This is a genomic window from Massilia sp. WG5, assembly GCF_001412595.2.
In the GTDB taxonomy this organism is placed as follows: Bacteria; Pseudomonadota; Gammaproteobacteria; order Burkholderiales; family Burkholderiaceae_D; genus Telluria.
Window position 1 is genome coordinate 3,091,479 of sequence record NZ_CP012640.2, and the last position, 16,136, is coordinate 3,107,614.

12 protein-coding genes are annotated in these 16,136 nt (G+C 65.7%); 3 read left to right on the forward strand and 9 right to left on the reverse strand.

The window, feature by feature from the left end:
* Window positions 1-52: 52 nt before the first annotated feature.
* From AM586_RS13785 to AM586_RS13795, 3 genes are all read right to left on the reverse strand, one after another.
* Entirely contained in the window at window positions 53-1,378 is a 1,326-nt protein-coding gene (locus AM586_RS13785; RefSeq protein WP_047826699.1) for an MFS transporter, read from the reverse strand.
* Window positions 1,379-1,444: 66 nt separating this feature from the next.
* Window positions 1,445-2,392: an NAD(P)-dependent oxidoreductase gene (locus tag AM586_RS13790; protein ID WP_373887956.1), complete on the reverse strand. Its 948-nt coding sequence runs from the start codon at window positions 2,390-2,392 to the stop codon at window positions 1,445-1,447.
* Entirely contained in the window at window positions 2,389-3,084 is a 696-nt protein-coding gene (locus AM586_RS13795; protein ID WP_047826698.1) for an RraA family protein, read from the reverse strand. Before AM586_RS13795 ends, AM586_RS13790 begins: the two co-directional genes overlap by 4 nt.
* Before the next feature lie 203 nt (window positions 3,085-3,287).
* On the opposite strand from AM586_RS13795, the gene AM586_RS13800 reads away from it, so the two are divergent.
* A complete protein-coding gene (locus tag AM586_RS13800; RefSeq protein ID WP_047826697.1) occupies window positions 3,288-4,181 on the forward strand; it encodes a LysR family transcriptional regulator in 894 nt (297 codons plus the stop codon).
* Window positions 4,182-4,222: 41 nt separating this feature from the next.
* Here the strand turns inward: AM586_RS13800 and AM586_RS13805 are convergent, their stop codons facing one another.
* Complete coding sequence (locus tag AM586_RS13805) at window positions 4,223-5,095, reverse strand: Kdo hydroxylase family protein (RefSeq protein ID WP_047826696.1); 873 nt, start codon at window positions 5,093-5,095, stop codon at window positions 4,223-4,225.
* A 17-nt stretch (window positions 5,096-5,112) separates the two neighbouring features.
* Entirely contained in the window at window positions 5,113-6,963 is a 1,851-nt protein-coding gene (locus tag AM586_RS13810) for an ABC transporter ATP-binding protein/permease (RefSeq protein ID WP_047826695.1), read from the reverse strand.
* Window positions 6,964-7,025: 62 nt separating this feature from the next.
* Here AM586_RS13810 and AM586_RS13815 point away from each other — a divergent pair, with 62 nt between their 5' ends.
* Window positions 7,026-7,460: an acyl-CoA thioesterase gene (locus AM586_RS13815; protein ID WP_047826694.1), complete on the forward strand. Its 435-nt coding sequence runs from the start codon at window positions 7,026-7,028 to the stop codon at window positions 7,458-7,460.
* 4 nt (window positions 7,461-7,464) lie between these two features.
* A complete protein-coding gene (locus tag AM586_RS13820; RefSeq protein ID WP_052234483.1) occupies window positions 7,465-9,063 on the forward strand; it encodes an alkaline phosphatase in 1,599 nt (532 codons plus the stop codon).
* Between the two features lie 60 nt (window positions 9,064-9,123).
* On the opposite strand, the gene AM586_RS13825 is transcribed toward AM586_RS13820, so the two are convergent.
* The 4 genes from AM586_RS13825 to AM586_RS13840 form a co-directional block, all read right to left on the reverse strand.
* Window positions 9,124-10,797 carry a long-chain-fatty-acid--CoA ligase gene (locus tag AM586_RS13825; RefSeq protein ID WP_047826693.1) on the reverse strand — a complete coding sequence of 558 codons (1,674 nt, stop codon included), beginning with the start codon at window positions 10,795-10,797 and terminating at the stop codon, window positions 9,124-9,126.
* Between the two features lie 100 nt (window positions 10,798-10,897).
* The gene (locus tag AM586_RS13830; protein WP_047826692.1) at window positions 10,898-12,580 is read right to left on the reverse strand and encodes a long-chain fatty acid--CoA ligase; all 1,683 of its coding nucleotides are present in this window, start codon (window positions 12,578-12,580) and stop codon (window positions 10,898-10,900) included.
* Window positions 12,581-12,722: 142 nt separating this feature from the next.
* Window positions 12,723-13,850 carry an aminopeptidase gene (locus AM586_RS13835; protein ID WP_047826691.1) on the reverse strand — a complete coding sequence of 376 codons (1,128 nt, stop codon included), beginning with the start codon at window positions 13,848-13,850 and terminating at the stop codon, window positions 12,723-12,725.
* Window positions 13,851-13,985: 135 nt separating this feature from the next.
* On the reverse strand, window positions 13,986-16,064 hold the full coding sequence (locus AM586_RS13840) for a molybdopterin-dependent oxidoreductase (protein ID WP_047826690.1): 2,079 nt from the start codon (window positions 16,062-16,064) through the stop codon (window positions 13,986-13,988).
* Between the last annotated feature and the right edge of the window lie 72 nt (window positions 16,065-16,136).

Below are 16,136 nucleotides of genomic sequence, written 5' to 3' on the forward strand. Positions count from 1 at the left end.
AGGGAATGACTTGGCGGCGGCCTGTCACGGCCGCCGCGGGATGCTGCCGGGATCAGGCGGCCGCTTTGGTCGCCGCGTTGCGGGTCGCCTTGTGGGCGTCGTTGCTCAGGACGAGCAGGGTGACGATGCTGGCCAGCGCCAGGATGGCGATCGGCAGCAGCGCCAGGGAGTGGCTGCCGGCGCCTTCCTTGATCCAGCCGTAGACATTGACCATCAGGCCGCCGCCGATCAGGTTCGAGGCCGCGTTGATCGCCGCCAGGCCGGCCGCGGCCGAACCGGACGCGAGCCAGCTCGAGCTCAGGGCCCAGAACGGTCCCTTGAAGGAGTAGGCGCCGATCAGCACGCAGGACAGCAGGACCACGGTCGGCGCCAGCGAGGTGATGAACAGGGAGCTCAGCATGCCGCCGGAGATCAGGGCCAGCGGGATCGCGGTATGCCAGCGGCGCTCGCCCTTGCGGTCGGAATGGCGGCCCCACCAGACCATCAGGACCGCGGCGATCACGTAGGGAATCGAGTTGACCATACCGGTCTGCATGATGGTCAGGCCGAAGGACTTCAACAACTGCGGCTGCCACACGCCGAGCACCGAGCCGGCCGCCGAGGCGGTGGAGCACACCAGCGCCATGCCCAGCACTTCCTTGCTGCGCAACAGCTGCCAGATCGAAGGACGCGGTCCTGCTTCCTTCTTCTCGTTACGCTCCTTCTCGATGCGCGCAGACAGCCAGTTGCGCTGTTCCTCGCTCAGCCATTTCGCCTGTTCCGGACGGTCGGTCAGGAAGACCAGGCAGGCAAAGCCCATCAGCACGGTGGGGATCCCCTCGAGAATGAACAGCCAGTGCCAGCCGCGCAGGCCGAACAGGCCGTCGGCCTGGAGCAGCAGCGCCGACAGCGGCGAACCGACGAAACTGGCCATCGGCACGGCCACCATGAAGATGGCGACGATGCGGGCGCGATAGGCAGCCGGGAACCAGTAGGTGAGGTAGAGCACGACGCCGGGGAAGAAGCCGGCTTCGGCCGCGCCCAGCAGGAAGCGCATCACGTACAGCGAGTTCGCGCCCTGCACCAGCGCCATGCCGGCCGAGACCAGGCCCCAGGTGATCATGATGCGGGCAATCCACTTGCGCGCGCCGAACTTCTGCAGCGCCAGATTGCTGGGCACCTCGAACAGGAAATAGGAGATGAAGAACAGGCTGCCGGCGAAGCCGAACATCTTCTTGGTGAGGCCCAGGTCGTCGTTCATCTGCAGGGCCGCCATGCCGATGTTGCCGCGGTCGATGAAGGCCAGCAGGTAGCACAGCATCAGGAAGGGGATCAGGCGCCAGGTCACCTTGCGAATGGTGTCCGCCTCCAGGCGCGCGTTGTGGTTAATGTCGCTCATTGTCGTCCTCTAATAATAGTTCTTGGAAGCGCGTCTTGGGTGCGCGCTTGTGGTTTTTGTGTGACGTCAGGCTTGTTGTTCCAGCACCGCCAGCACATTGCTCGCCGCCGCCGTGCCCATGCCGACATAGGCGTCGCCGGTCACGCCGCCGATGTGCGGCGACAGGATGGCGTTGGGGATCGCCGTGAACGGGTGGCCGGGCGTGAACGGTTCGACCTGGAAGCTGTCCAGGCCGGCCGCCAGCAGGGCGCCGCTGCGCAGGGCCTCGGCCAGCGCGGCTTCGTCGATCAGGCCGCCGCGCGCCGTGTTGACGACGATCGCGCCCGGGCGCATGGTCGCCAGGGTCTGCGCGTTGAGCATGTTGGCGTTGTCCTTGGTGAGCGGGCAATGCAGCGACAGCACGTCCGACTGCGCGATGACGTCCGCCAGCGGCAGCAGCTCGACACCTTCCGGTGCCGCCTTGGCGAACGGGTCGTGCGCGATGACGCGCATGCCCAGCGCGCTGCCGACCGTGGCGACGCGCGCGCCGATCGCGCCCAGGCCGACCAGGCCGAGCGTGCGGTCCTTCAGTTCCAGGCTCTTGTGCGTGGCCTTGTCCCAGTGGCCCTCGTGCATGCGGCGGTCGAGCGCCGGGACGCTCTTGGCGCAGGCGAAGATCAGCGCCCACGCATGTTCGGCCACGGCCGCGGCATTCGCGCCAACCGCCGCCCTGACGGCGACGCCCTGCTTTGCGGCTGCGTCCTTGTCGATGGTGTCGGTGCCGGAACCGTGCTTCGAGATCACGCGCAGGCGGGTGCAGGCGCCGATCACGCGCTCGCTGATGCGGCCGTAGCGCACGATCATCGCGACCGGCTGGTGCTGGCGGCACAGGGCGACCAGGTCGTCCTCGCTCGGCGTCTTGCCGGCGTAGACCAGCTCGTAGGCCGACAGCAGCGCGACCGCCTTGTCGGCCAGGTCGGCGCCGGTCACCAGGACCACGTCGCGCTTCGGCGCTTCCTTCAGGATGGCGCTCACAGCGTTTCTCCTTCGGCCAGCACGCCGGCTTTGCGCAGGGCAGCGTCGAGCCAGGTCGGACGCAGCTGGCTGCCGTTGCGGATGCCTTCGATACGCGCGGTTTCATCCGCCAGCTTCTTCTTGGCCGCGTCCAGGACGGCAGGCACCTTGTTCGGCTCGACGATGACCACGCCATCGCCATCGCCTACCACCAGGTCGCCCGGCCGCACGCTCACGCCGCCCACCGACACCGGCCAGTTGATCCGGCCCGGCACCTGCTTGGTCGGGCCGTTCGGGTTGGCGCCGGTGGCGTACAGCGGGAAGCCCAGCGCGCGGATCGCTTCGGTGTCGCGCACGGCGCCGTAGACGACGATGCCGGCGATGCCGATCGCCATGCACTGGCTGACCATGATCTCGCCCAGCAGGGCGCTGGTTTCGTCGCCCTTGCCGTCGATGACCAGCACGTCGCCCGGTTTCGCGATCGCCATCGCGGCGTGGATCATCAGGTTGTCGCCGGGGCGCACTTCGACGGTCACGGCCGGTCCGGCCAGGCGCATGCTCGGCGCCAGCGGGGCAATGCGGCTGCTCAGGGCGCCGCGGCGGCCGGCGACGTCGGCCAGGATCGAAGACGGGTACTGGGCGGCGCGCGCCACCAGTTCAGGGTCGATGCGCTCGATGTCGCGAATCACGTCGGGTGGGGTGGTATGGCTCATGGAAGGTCCTCGTCGTTAGTGAGAAGCAGCCACGAAAAGAGACGTGCGCAGGACGGCGCGTGGAACGCGGGCGCCATCGATGTCTCCTCCGTTGCGGCTGCTTATTTGGTCAGCAGGTTCTTGTATGAGCCGAGTATAGGAAGGACAATCTATAATGTATATTCACTTATTTTTCGAATTTCCAAACTTTTAGGAATGTATCGATGGACTTCCGCGACCTGAAATACTTCGAAGTGATCGCCGAGGAAGGCAACCTGGGGCGGGCCGCCGAGCGCCTGCACCGCACCCAGCCTGCGCTGACCAAATGCATCGACCGCCTGGAAGACGACCTGGGGGCGAAACTGTTCGAAAAGGACGGGCGCGGCATGCGCTTGACCGCTGCCGGCGAAGTGCTCGTGCGGCGCACGCGGCAGATGGCGATCATGGTGGAAGAGACGGCGCGCGAGATGCAGGAATACGCCGGCGGCCTGCAGGGCAAGGTGCGCATCGGCTGCGTGCCGACGCTGGCCGAGCACCTGATGCCCAGCGTGTTCCAGCAATTGCTGCTCGAGGCGCCTGGCATCACCGTCAACCTGGCCGTGGGGATGAACGCCAACCTGATGGCCAGCCTGCGCGATGGCGAGCTGGACCTGGTGCTGGGCCCGATGCAGGAAACCGATCCGGAGATCGTCTGGGAGCAGATTGCCGAAGATACGGTGGTCGTGATGGCGAGCGAGGACCATCCCGTGTTCGACGCGCCTTGCACGCTCGCCAGCCTGCTGGACTATAAATGGATGCTGCCGGCGACGACGGTCGCCTCGCGTCAATGGCTGGACCAGACCTTCGAACGCCATGGTCTGCCGCGTCCGCAGGTACAGATCGAATCGAACGTGCTGAACGCGATCCTGCCTATCCTCGACAAGACGCCGTTACTGGGTTTCGTTACGCGCTTCAATCTCGTCTCGGCCAGGGCCCGGGTGCGCGAAGTGGTGCTGGCCGAGACCCAGATGCAGCGCCGCCTGAGCCTGGCCTACCGGAAGAGCGGCTACCTGTCGCCGGTAGCCACGCGCGTTGCGGACATCCTGCGCGCGCGTGGCAAGGACTTGCTGCTGATTTGATGGCATGCACGTGGGCACGGGGCGCCCACGCGGCGGTTCGATTACACGAGCGCGTGCCCGCGCAGCCGCGTGAGGATCGCCAGCGGGCTGGATTCCTTGTCGTACTGCTGCATCGGCGACAGCTGCAGCGTATGCTCCAGCATGTACTGGCCCGACATCACCGAGTGCGACGCCTGGTCCGAGAAGCACACCCAGGCGCAGCCGGGCGGGAAGCCGAAGGTGACCTGCGGCGCGTTCTTCTGGTAGTCGAGGTCGGCCTTCATGCTGTCGTGCAGCTGCAGCATCAGGTGGTCGTATTCGCTGCGCAGCGACTTGGTGACGTGCAGCGCGTTGAGCAGGCTGGCCTGCCAGGCCACATAGGGTTTCACGCGCGGCAGGAAGCGCCGGGCGACGTCTTCGAAGGGTTCGCCGACGCGCCACACGCGCGGCTGGCCTTCCAGGTTCACGTTGGTGAACACGCGCAGCAGGCGCTCGCCGCGGTTCGGCCGCGAAGGAAAGGCGTCGACGTGCAGGCGGCGGTCGTCGGCGCGCCAGGACTGCACCCGGGTCTCGACCTTCGACGGACGGAAGCTGACGGAACCGCGGCGCAGGTGCTCGCTGTAGCGCGGCACCAGGTTGCCCAGCAGTCCCTCGGCCTGGGCGCGGAAGCGGCCGATCATGCCGGCCGCCAGCGCCTGGGTGGCGTCGTCGCCGATCACGCCTTTCAGCTTGCCGGTCGGGTCGAGGCTGATGTTGCGGGTCTTGGGGTCGCGGATGTCTTCGCGGAACAGCGCCAGCTCTTCCTTCTGCGGCGCGAAGCCGTGCTCGGCGAAGTTCGGGAAGTACAGCACCTTCCCCGCTTCCAGCGCGGCGATCCAGGCCGGATTGCCGTGGCCGACCTCCTTCATGTCGATCTCGACGATCTGGTTTTCCATCTTGTTCTTCCTGATTCCTAGTCTTGTTCGAGGGCCAGGGGCGGCGAGGCCAGGTCTTCGTCCTGCCTTGCCAGCTGCCGGTCCCACATCTGTTTGTACAGCCCGTTCTGCGCGATCAGTTGTCCGTGCGTGCCGCGTTCGACGATGCGCCCATGGTCGAGCACCAGGATCTGGTGGGCGTCGGCGATGGTCGACAGGCGGTGCGCGATCACCAGCGTGGTGCGCTGCTTCGCGATCTCCTTCAGCTGCGCCTGGATCGCCTGCTCCGACTTCGAATCCAGCGCCGACGTCGCTTCGTCGAAGATCAGGATCGCCGGATTCTTCAGCAGCGTGCGCGCGATCGCCACCCGCTGCTTTTCGCCGCCGGACAGTTTCAGGCCGCGCTCACCCACCATTGTCGCATAGCCGTCGGGCAGGCTTTCGATGAAATCGTGGATCGAGGCCGCGCGCGCCGCCTTCACGATATCCTCGCGGCTGGCGCCGGGACGGCCGTAGGCGATGTTGTATTCGATGGTATCGTTGAACAGCACCGTATCCTGCGGCACGATGCCGATCGCGTGGCGCAGCGAGTCCTGGGTCACGTGGCGGATGTCCTGGCCGTCGATGCAGATCGAGCCCTGCTGTACATCGTAGAAGCGGAACAGCAGGCGCGACAGCGTCGATTTGCCGGAGCCGCTGTGGCCGACCACGGCGGTGGTGGTGCCGGCCGGGATCGCGAAGTCGACGTCGAACAGGATCTGGCGCTTGGGGTCGTAATTGAACTCGACGTGCGAGAACTCGACCCGGGCGCCGCGCGTGACCAGCGGCTTCGCATCGGGCGCATCGGCCACTTCGCGGTGCTGCTCCAGCAGGCCGAACAGGCGTTCCATGTCGGCCAGGCTCTGCTTGATCTCGCGGTAGATCACGCCCAGGAAGTTGAGCGGAATGTAGAGCTGCAGCATGAAGGAATTCACCAGCACCAGGTCGCCCAGGGTCATGGTCTTGTCGATCACGCCCTGGGTCGCGCGCCACAGGATGGCGGTGACGGCGGCGGCGATGATCAGGGACTGGCCGCTGTTCAGGAAGGACAGCGAGGTCTGCGAGCGCACGGCGGCGCGCTCGTAGCTCTGCAGGCCTTCGTCGTAGCGCCTGGCTTCGTAGTCTTCGTTGCCGAAGTACTTCACGGTCTCGAAATTGATCAGCGAGTCGATGGCCTTGGTATTGGCCTTCGAGTCGAGCTCGTTCATCGTGCGCCGGAAATGGGTGCGCCATTCGGTGACGACGATGGTGAAGGTGATGTAGGTGACCAGTGCCACACCGGTGATGATCGAGAACCACTTATCGTAGTGCAGCACCAGGTAGCCCAGCACCAGCGAGATCTCGACCAGGGTCGGCAGGATCGAGAACAGCGAATACGAGACCAGGGAATTCACGCCGCGCGTGCCGCGCTCGATATCGCGCGTCATGCCGCCGGTCTGGCGGTTCAGGTGGAAGCGCAGCGACAGCGCGTGCAGGTGGCGGAATACTTTCAGCGCGATGGTGCGCACCGCGCGCTGGGTCACGCGCGCGAACATGAACTCGCGCAGCTCGGTGAACAGCGTGGTCGAAAAGCGTAGCGCACCGTAGGCGACCAGGGCGCCGAGCGGCAGCACCAGCAGCGCGTAGGGATGCGATGGCGTGATGCTGAGACTGTCGACGATCTTCTTGAGCACCAGCGGCACGCCGATGTTCGCCACCTTCGCGCCGATCAAGCACAGCAGCGCGGCCATCACGCGCCATTTGTAGACCCACAGGTAGGGCAGCAGCGTGCCGATGGTGGCCCAGTCGTTGCGGCGGGCAGCCGGATCGCCGGGCGGCGGCAGGGATGAGCTTGGAGGAGAGCGTCGCATGACAGGGATTCTTTATTTATGGTTCAATTCGGGACGATTGTAGCTTTTACCGAGATTTCAAGATGACCCAGCCAGAAAACCAGATCCCGTCGACCACCCGCCTGCCTGAAGGAAAGATGCCAGTGCTGCGGATGATGCCGGCGCCGTCCGACGCGAATGTCTACGGGGACGTGTTCGGCGGCTGGATCATGGCCCAGGTCGACGTGGCCGGTTCGCTGCCGGCCGTGCGCCGCGCGAATGGCCGCGTAGCCACTATCGCCGTGAACTCCTTCCTGTTCAAGAACCCGGTGTTCGTCGGCGACCTGCTGTCCTTCTACGCCGACATCGTCAAGGTCGGCAACACCTCGATCACCGTCTACGTCGAGGTCTACGCCGAGCGTAACCGCCTGCAGACCAATGTGGTCAAGGTGACCGAAGCCACCCTTACCTACGTCGCAACGGGGCCGGACCGCAAGCCGCGCCAGTTGCCGCCGCTCGAGTCCCTGATCGAACACTGAGCGGATGGAAGCGCGCCGCCGCCTGTTCCTGCTGGATGCGGCGCAGATTGCCACTGCGGCCGCCGCCATCACCGCCGCCGGCCCGTCCGTACTGCGGGCGGCGCCATCGAACGCGGCCGGCTATCCCTTCAGCCTGGGCGTCGCTTCCGGCTCGCCGCTGCCGGATTCCGTGGTCCTGTGGACGCGCATCCTGCCGGATCCGCTCGACGCCGGCTCCGCGCCCAGGCTGGCCGTGCCGCTGCGCTGGGAAGTCGCGCAGGACGAGGCCTTCCGCAACATCGCCGCGCGCGGCAGCGCCATTGCCACGCCGGAGCTGGCGCACAGCGTGCGCGTGAACGTGACCGGCCTGCAGCCGGGGCGCTGGTACTTCTACCGCTTCATGCTGGGCGACGCCGTCAGCCCGGTCGGACGCACCCGCACCGCACCAGCCGCGAACGCCATGCCGGGCCTGCTCAAGCTGGCCGTGGCCTCCTGCCAGCACTGGGAATTCGGCAGCTATGCGGCGCACCGCTACATCGCCCAGGCCGCGCCCGATCTGATTGCCTTCATCGGCGACTACATCTACGAATGGGGCGCCTTCCGGCTCCAGCATCCGCAGCCGGGAGAGCGTATCGTGCGCCAGAACGAGTCGTTCGACTTGCAGAGTTATCGCCAGCGCTACGCCCAGTACAAGACCGATCCGGACCTGCAGGCCGCCCACCTGGCCGCGCCCTGGATCGTGACCTGGGACGACCACGAGGTCGCCAACGACTACGCCGACGAGCGCGACGAACGGCTGTCGCCCGATTTCGCGGCGCGCCGCGCGGCCGCCTACCAGGCCTTCTACGAGCACATGCCGCTGCGCCTGCCGCCGCCGCAGAATTTCGCGAATGTGCGCATGTTCCAGCGCTACGACTGGGGCCGGCTGGCGCGCTTCCACGTGCTGGACGACCGCCAGTACCGCGCGGTGCAGGCCTGCCCGCACCCAGGCCGGGGCGGCTCGAAATCGGTGGGGCCGCGCGCCTGCCCTGCCCTGCTGGATCCGGCGCGCAGCATGCTCGGACAGGAACAGGAAGCCTGGCTGGAGGACGGCCTCGCCTCCTCGAAAGCGCGCTGGAACATCCTCGCCCAGCAGACCTTGATGGCGCAGTCGACCCAGGTGCCGACCGTCGAGCCGGACGGCGGCCGCTTCTGGACCGATGGCTGGGACGGTTATCCGATGGCGCGCAAGCGCCTGCTCGACACCCTGCTCAAGACCGGCGCCGGCAATCCGCTGGTGCTGGGCGGCGACGTCCATACCTTCTATGCGACCGAGCTGCGGGCCGACTTCGGCCGGCCGGCATCGAAGGACAATCCGGTGATCGCCAGCGAATTCGTCGGCACCTCGGTCACCTCGAGCTCGCGCCCGCAGCAACGCACAGCGCAATACGTGGCGATGAACCCGCACATCAAATATGGCCGCAGCGACAGGCGCGGCTACATGCTGATGGAAGTGACGCCGAAGGAGACTCGGACCCGCTTCATGGGCCTGGACGATGTGCGCGACCCGAAGACCGTCCAGCGCGAGCTGGCGGCCTTCAGGGTGGCGGATGGGAAGGCGGGCGTGGAGATGACGACTAGTTGACCGTCCGTACCGCGAACAAACCTGGATCCCCGCCTGCGCGGGGACGACGGTGGCAGAGCTTTACGCTGTCTGCTTCTCGTCCCGCAGCTCGCGCCGCAGGATCTTGCCGACGTTGGTCTTCGGCAGCGCGTCGCGGAATTCGATGAACTTCGGCCGCTTGTAGCCGGTCAGCTGCTCCTTGCAGTACTCGAGCAGGTCCTCCTTGCTCAGCGCCTTGTCCTTCTTCACCACGTACAGCTTCACGGCCTCGCCCGAATGCTGGTCCGGCACGCCGACGCAGGCCACTTCCAGCACGCCCGGGTGGCTCGCCACGACTTCCTCGACCTCGTTCGGATACACGTTGAAGCCCGAGACCAGGATCATGTCCTTCTTGCGGTCGACGATCTTGATGTAGCCCTGCTCGTTCATGATGCCGATGTCGCCGGTCTTGAAGAAGCCGTCCGCGGTCATGACCTTGGCGGTTTCGTCCGGGCGCTGCCAGTAGCCGGCCATCACCTGCGGGCCGCGCACCGCGATTTCGCCGGCGGTGCCGAACGGGACCTCGTTGCCGCCTTCGTCGAGGATGCGGATCTCGGTGGACGGCAGCGGCAGGCCGATGGTGCCGGTGAAGTCGGTGATGTCGCAGCGGTTGGCGGACACCACCGGCGAGGTCTCGGACAGGCCGTAGCCTTCGACGATCGGAATGCCGGTGACCGCGAGCCACTTGTCGGCCACCGGCTTCTGCACCGCCATGCCGCCGCCCGGGCAGACCAGCAGGCCGGAGAAGTCGAGGTCCTTGAATTCCGGATGGTTCAGCAGGCCGTTGTACAGGGTGTTCACGGCCGGGAACACGTTGATGCGGTAGTTGCGCAGCTCCTTGATGAAGCCGCCAATGTCGCGCGGGTTCGGGATCAGGAGATTCATGCCGCCCGTGCGCATGCCCAGCAGGGCGCAGACGGTCAGCGCATAGATGTGGTACAGCGGCAGCGCGCACACGAACTGCAGGTTGGCGCCGGCCTTGGCCAGGGTCGGCGCGAACCAGGCTTCGTTCTGCAGCACGTTGGCGAGTACCTGCTTGTGCAGCAGGACCGCGCCCTTCGACACGCCGGTGGTGCCGCCGGTGTACTGCAGGAAGGCGACGTCGTCATGGCCGGCCTGGACCGGCTTGAGGCTGAGGCGCGCGCCTTCCGCCAGCACGCGCTTGAACGGCACCGCGTTCGGGATCGACCACGCCGGCACCATCTTCTTGACGGTGCGGACCACGAAGTTGACGATCATCCCCTTGGCGCCCAGCAGGTCGCCCATGCTGCCGACGATCACGTGCTTCAGCCTGGTCTGGCCGAGCACTTCGGCGACCGTGTGCGCGAAGTTCTCCAGCACCACGATGGCTTCGGCGCCCGAGTCGTTCAGCTGGTGCTGCAGTTCGCGCGCGGTGTACAGCGGATTCACGTTGACGATGGTGTAGCCGGCGCGCAGGATGGCCGCCATCGTCACCGGATACTGCAGCACGTTCGGCAGCATGATGGCCACCCGCGCGCCCGGCTGCAGGCCGCGGCTCTGCAGCCACGCGCCCATCTGGGCGGACAGGCGATCGAGTTCGGCGAAGCTCATGGACTTGCCCATGCAGGCATAGGCCGGGCGGTCCGCGTACTTGCGGAAGGCCTCTTCCAGCAGGTGCGTGAGGGAGCGGTATTGGGTCCAGTCGATCTCCGCCGGTACGCCCGCCTGGTACGACTGCAGCCAGAATTTGTCCATGTTATTGCCTCTTTCAGTATACAAACGTCGTCCCCGCGCAGGCGGGGACCCAAGACAGAACTTGGATCCCCGCCTGCGCGGGGACGACGGGTTCATGCTTTTACGCTGCCTGCTTTTCCTCGCGCAGCGCGCGACGCAGGATCTTGCCGACGTTGGTCTTCGGCAGCTCGCTGCGGAATTCGATGTACTTCGGTTTCTTGTAGCCGGTGAACTCGCGCTTGCAGTAGTCCATCAGCTGTTCGGCCGTCAGGCTCGGGTCCTTCTTGACCACGAATACCTTGACCGCTTCGCCGGAATGCTCGTCCGGCACGCCGATCACCGCGCACTCCAGCACGCCGGGGTGCGCCGCGATCACGCCTTCCAGTTCGTTCGGGTAGACGTTGAAGCCCGAGACCAGGATCATGTCCTTCTTGCGGTCGACGATCTTCACGTAGCCCTTCTCGTCCATGATGCCGATGTCGCCCGACTTGAAGAAGCCGTCGGGCGTCATGACCTTGGCCGTTTCGTCCGGACGGTTCCAGTAGCCGGCCATCACCTGCGGTCCGCGGATCGCGATCTCGCCGACGCTGCCGATCGGCAGTTCCTTGCCGTCGTCATCCAGGATCGCTACCTCGGTCGACGGGACCGGCAGGCCGATCGTGCCGGTGAAGGACGAGATGTCGCAGCGGTTCGCGGTGGCCACCGGCGAGGTCTCCGACAGGCCGTAGCCTTCGATGATGTGCGATCCGGTGATCGCCTTCCACTGGTCGTTGACGGCCTGCTGCACCGCCATCCCGCCGCCGTTCGACAGCTTCAGGCCCGAGAAGTCGAGGTGCCGGAAATCCGGATGGTTCACCAGCGCGTTGTACAGCGTGTTCACCGCCGGCAGCGCATTGAACTTGTACTTGCCTAGCTCCTTGATGAAGCCCGGGATGTCGCGCGGGTTCGGGATCAGGATGTTCAGCCCGCCCACCCGCATGCCCCACAGCGCGCAGACCGTCAGCGCGAAGATGTGGTACAGCGGCAGCGCGCACACGATGGTCGGGTGCTCGACCACCGGCGGCCGGTTCATCGCCACCGAGGACCAGGCCTCCGATTGCAGCAGGTTGGCGATCACGTTCCGGTGCGTCAGGGTCGCGCCCTTCGACACGCCGGTGGTGCCGCCGGTGTACTGCAGGAAGGCGACGTCGGTGTTCTTCAGCTCGGCCTTCTGGAACGGCATCTTCGCGCCCTGCGTCAGCGCATCCTTGAAGCGCACGCTGCTCGGCAGCGAAAACTCCGGCACCATCTTCTTGACGCTGCGGACCACGAAGTTCACCAGCATCCCTTTGGGGCCGCCCAGCATTTCGCCCATGCTCGCCACCACCACATGGCGCACCGGGGTCTTGCCCATCACCTGCTGCAGCGTGTGCGCGAAGTTCTCGAGCACGATGATGGCCTCGCTGCCCGAGTCCTTCAGCTGGTGCTCCAGCTCGCGCGGCGTGTACAGCGGGTTCACGTTCACGACCGTGTAGCCGGCGCGCAGGATGGCGGCCAGCGCCACCGGATACTGCAGCACGTTCGGCATCATCACCGCCACGCGCGCGCCCTTGGCCATGCCGCGGCTCTGCAGCCAGGCCGCCAAGCGCTTCGACATGCTGTCCAGTTCCGCATAGGTGAGGAACTTGTCCATGCAGACGAAGGCGTTGTTCGCTGCGTACTTCTGGAACGATTCCTCCAGCAGCTGCACCAGGGACCCGTACTGGTCGGGATCGATTTCCGCCGGAACGCCGGGTGGGTACGACTTGAGCCAAATCTTGTCCATCGGGTGCCTCTGTCTCCAGTGTCATTATTCTGTGGCGGCGGCCCGACCGAAAAAAAACGCACGGTCGTGCTTACTTATTTCATGATGCTATCGGGCAGTGAGCCCGATAGCAAGCATTTTTAAAGCAATTCGAACATGAATTCTAGTGTCCGCCAACCCTGGAGACGTCGCTGCGCTGCACCATCAGCGGCGCCGCGGGAACCGGCGGCGCCAGCGCCTTCAGGATGCGGTGGCGGTCCTTGCGGTCCAGCTCGGCCAGCTGCCTGACCGACTTGTAGAAGCGCGGGAAGCTGCCGTCGCGCCGGAGCATGGCCTGGAAGGCCGGCACGAAGTCTTCGTAGGTCGCGATCGAGGCCAGGTGGGCGTTCGACAGCGGCTGCTCGAAGAAGCGGTCGTAGCCGGCATAGCCGCCCCAGTTGCCCTTCAGGACCTGGTACTCGTCCTTCAGCTCCTGGAACAGGCGCGCCTTGACCGCGCGCTTCTCGCTGTCGCTGCGGTCGACCAGGGCATAGTTCTGCTCGAGGGCCTTGCGGTACTTGAGCAGCAGCACCAGGAAATCGTGCTTGCGGCTCTTGTAGCGGGCATAGCTGTCGCGCATGGCCTGGTTGCCGAAGCGGTCCATCCAGCGTTCCACCCCCACCTCTTCCACCGTGCTGGCGAAGGATTCGTTGAACTGCGAATCGCCTTGCGCGTACACGATCTGGTGCGCCAGTTCGTGGAAGATCATGCGCGCCAGTTCGGCATCCGGGTAGTTGATGAAGGTCGAGATCAAGGGATCGCTGAACCAGCCCAGGGTCGAGTAGGCCGGCACGCCGCCCACTTCGACGTCGTCACCCTCGTTCTTCAGCTCGCGGGCATAGGATTCGGCCGCCTCCTTGCTGTAGTAGCCGCGGTAATTCACGCAGCCGGCCACCGGGAAGCACCATTGCAGCGGCTTGAGCGAGAGTTCGGGCGTGGCGACCACGTTCCACAGCACGTATTTGCGCTTGAGGGAGGTGTAGTTCTTGTAGCTGTTGTTATCTGGTAATGCCATTTCGCTAACAGCGAAGCGGCGGATCTGGCGCGCCGTTTCCAGTCGGAGGCGCAGTTTGGTACTGGTGCCGGGGTCGGCGATCCAGTCGTCGATCGGACGGGCGTCCGACAGGAGTTCAAGCTGGCCCTGGGCGGCCTGCGTGTAGTAGTTCAGCGTGGAGCAGCTGGCCAGCAGCCCCGCCGCCGCGCCCGCCAGGAGCACGGCGCGGAGCCGCGCGTTGATTCGCAAAGGTTTCATAAATAAATTTCATGGCGCTGCTTCGCGGCGTCTTGAGAAACCGTAGCGAGCGGAAGGAGTTTCGTCCGAGAAGCGCAGCCGTACATCCGGTACGGTGAGCATCGCAGGGCGAAAATCCGACGCGCAGTAGGTTTATCAAGATGCCCTCTCCACCTGCACCAGGGTGTCATAGAAAGTCGGCGCCCGGCCCATATCGGTCAGGCGCTGGCTGGTTACTTCGTTGGCGTTCTTGCCGTCGCGGGCGAGCTTTTTCCACCAGATCGACAGGCCGACCACGAGGCCGGCCCGTGCCTTGGGGGTGACCCGGGCGCGCGCGACGAACGAGCCCCGGTCATTGAAGATGCGCACCATCTCGCCGTGCTCGATGCCGCGCGAAGCGGCGTCGACGGGATGGATGTCCAGGTGCGGTTCACCCTCGGTGGCGCGAAGGCTCTGAACATTGACAAAGCTTGAGTTGAGGAAGTTCCTGGCCGGCGGAGAAATCATCGCCAACGGATATTTCTGCGCCAGTTCGGGGTTGGATGCCACGGATTCGTAATTCGCAATGTAGGCCGGCAGCGGATCGAGACCGTCGGCCAGCATCGATGCGGAATAAAACTCGCACTTGCCGGACGGGGTCGGGAAGCCGCCTTCCGCGAAGGGCGCGGCCGGCATGTTCAGCTTGCTCCAGCCGCTGCGCTTCAGCGATTCCCAGTCGAAGTGCACGGCGCGCACATCCTGCTTGTTGAAGGCCTGCGAGGCGAGCTCGTCGTCGGTTTCAATGAACGCCGGGTCGTCGAAGCCCATGGCCTTGGCCAGCAGGCGGAAGATCTCGGTGTTCGGCTTCGATGCGCCCAGCGGCGCAATCGCCGCGTTATTCGCCATCATGTACAGGTGGCCGTAGGCCAGGTGGGCGTCGACGTGCTCGAGCTGGGTCGTGGCCGGCAGCAGGATGTCCGCGTAGTCGGCGGTGTCGGTCTGGAAGTGTTCCAGCACCACGGTAAACAAGTCTTCGCGCTCGAAGCCGCGCGCTACCCGCGACGAATCGGGGGCGATCGCCACCGGGTTCGCGTTGTAGACGATGACCGCCTCGATCTTCGGGCCGAATTCCGGCGACGCCTCCTTCAGCAGGTCGTCGCCGATGGTGTTCATGTTGATGGTGCGCGGCAGGCGGCCGCGCAGCAGGTCGGGGCGCTGCAGCGCCAGCTTGTTGGCCGGGAAGGAGCCCGAGGTCGAGAGCTGGACGCCGCCGGCCGGGTGGCGCCAGGCGCCCACCAGGGCCGGCAGGCAGGCGATGTTGCGCACCGCCATGCCGCCGCCGCGCACGCGCTGCAGGCCGTAGTTCATGCGGATCGCCACCGGCTCGCCGCGCATCGCGGCCTGGCCGTATTCGCGCGCCAGGTCGAGCACTTCCTCGGCCGTGATGCCGCAGGTTTCGGCGGTGCGCTCCGGCGTCCATTCGGCCACGCGGTCCTTCAGCTGGGCGAAGCCGAGCGTGTGGCGGGCGATGTAATCGTGGTCCAGCAGGTTTTCCTTGACCAGCACATGCATCATGCCCAGCGCCAGCGCGCTGTCCGTGCCCGGCATGACGGCAATGTGCTGATGGCACTTCTCGGCCGTCAGCGAGCGGTAGGGGTCGATCGCGATCAGCTTTGCGCCGCGGCGCTTGGCTTCCTGCACGCGCATCCAGAAATGCAGGTTCGAGGCGATCGGATTGCCGCCCCAGATCAGGATCAGCTTCGCGTCCTGGAACTGTTCGATGTCGGTGCCGATCGACGCGCCGATCGTGTATTTGTAGCCGGTGAAGCCGGCCGTCGCGCACACCGTGCGGTCGAGGAAGGAAGCGCCCAGCTTGTTGAAGAAGCGCATGGCCATCGCCTCGCCCTGCACCAGGCCCATGGTGCCGCAATAGCTGTAGGGCAGGATGGCCTGCGGATCGCGTTCGGCGATCGGGGTCAATCGCGCCGCGATCTCTTCGAGGGCCTGTTCCCAGCTGATGGGCTCGAACTTCCCTTCCCCCTTCCGGCCGACCCGGCGCATGGGCGTCAACAGGCGGTCCGGATGATAGGTGCGCTCGACGTAGCGAGAGACCTTGGTGCACAGCACCCCGGCCGTCGTCGGATGATCCGGATCGCCCTTGACCTCCGTCGCGACGCCGTCCTCCACGGTGACGAGGATGGCGCAGGTATCGGGGCAGTCATGCGGGCAGGTCGCCCTGACGAGGGTCTTGGTCATCGAATCAGATCCGGGAAAAACGTCGAGAAACCAATAGTTTAGACGATTCCAGCGGCCCTGGCGCCAGTACTG

Coding starts and splice junctions, on each gene's coding strand:
- AM586_RS13785 (WP_047826699.1), bottom strand. CDS start 1,378: ATGAGCGACATTAACCACAACGCGCGCCTGGAGGCGGACACCATTCGC.
- AM586_RS13795 (WP_047826698.1), bottom strand. CDS start 3,084: ATGAGCCATACCACCCCACCCGACGTGATTCGCGACATCGAGCGCATC.
- AM586_RS13800 (WP_047826697.1), top strand. CDS start 3,288: ATGGACTTCCGCGACCTGAAATACTTCGAAGTGATCGCCGAGGAAGGC.
- AM586_RS13805 (WP_047826696.1), bottom strand. CDS start 5,095: ATGGAAAACCAGATCGTCGAGATCGACATGAAGGAGGTCGGCCACGGC.
- AM586_RS13810 (WP_047826695.1), bottom strand. CDS start 6,963: ATGCGACGCTCTCCTCCAAGCTCATCCCTGCCGCCGCCCGGCGATCCG.
- AM586_RS13815 (WP_047826694.1), top strand. CDS start 7,026: ATGACCCAGCCAGAAAACCAGATCCCGTCGACCACCCGCCTGCCTGAA.
- AM586_RS13820 (WP_052234483.1), top strand. CDS start 7,465: ATGGAAGCGCGCCGCCGCCTGTTCCTGCTGGATGCGGCGCAGATTGCC.
- AM586_RS13825 (WP_047826693.1), bottom strand. CDS start 10,797: ATGGACAAATTCTGGCTGCAGTCGTACCAGGCGGGCGTACCGGCGGAG.
- AM586_RS13830 (WP_047826692.1), bottom strand. CDS start 12,580: ATGGACAAGATTTGGCTCAAGTCGTACCCACCCGGCGTTCCGGCGGAA.
- AM586_RS13835 (WP_047826691.1), bottom strand. CDS start 13,850: ATGAAACCTTTGCGAATCAACGCGCGGCTCCGCGCCGTGCTCCTGGCG.
- AM586_RS13840 (WP_047826690.1), bottom strand. CDS start 16,064: ATGACCAAGACCCTCGTCAGGGCGACCTGCCCGCATGACTGCCCCGAT.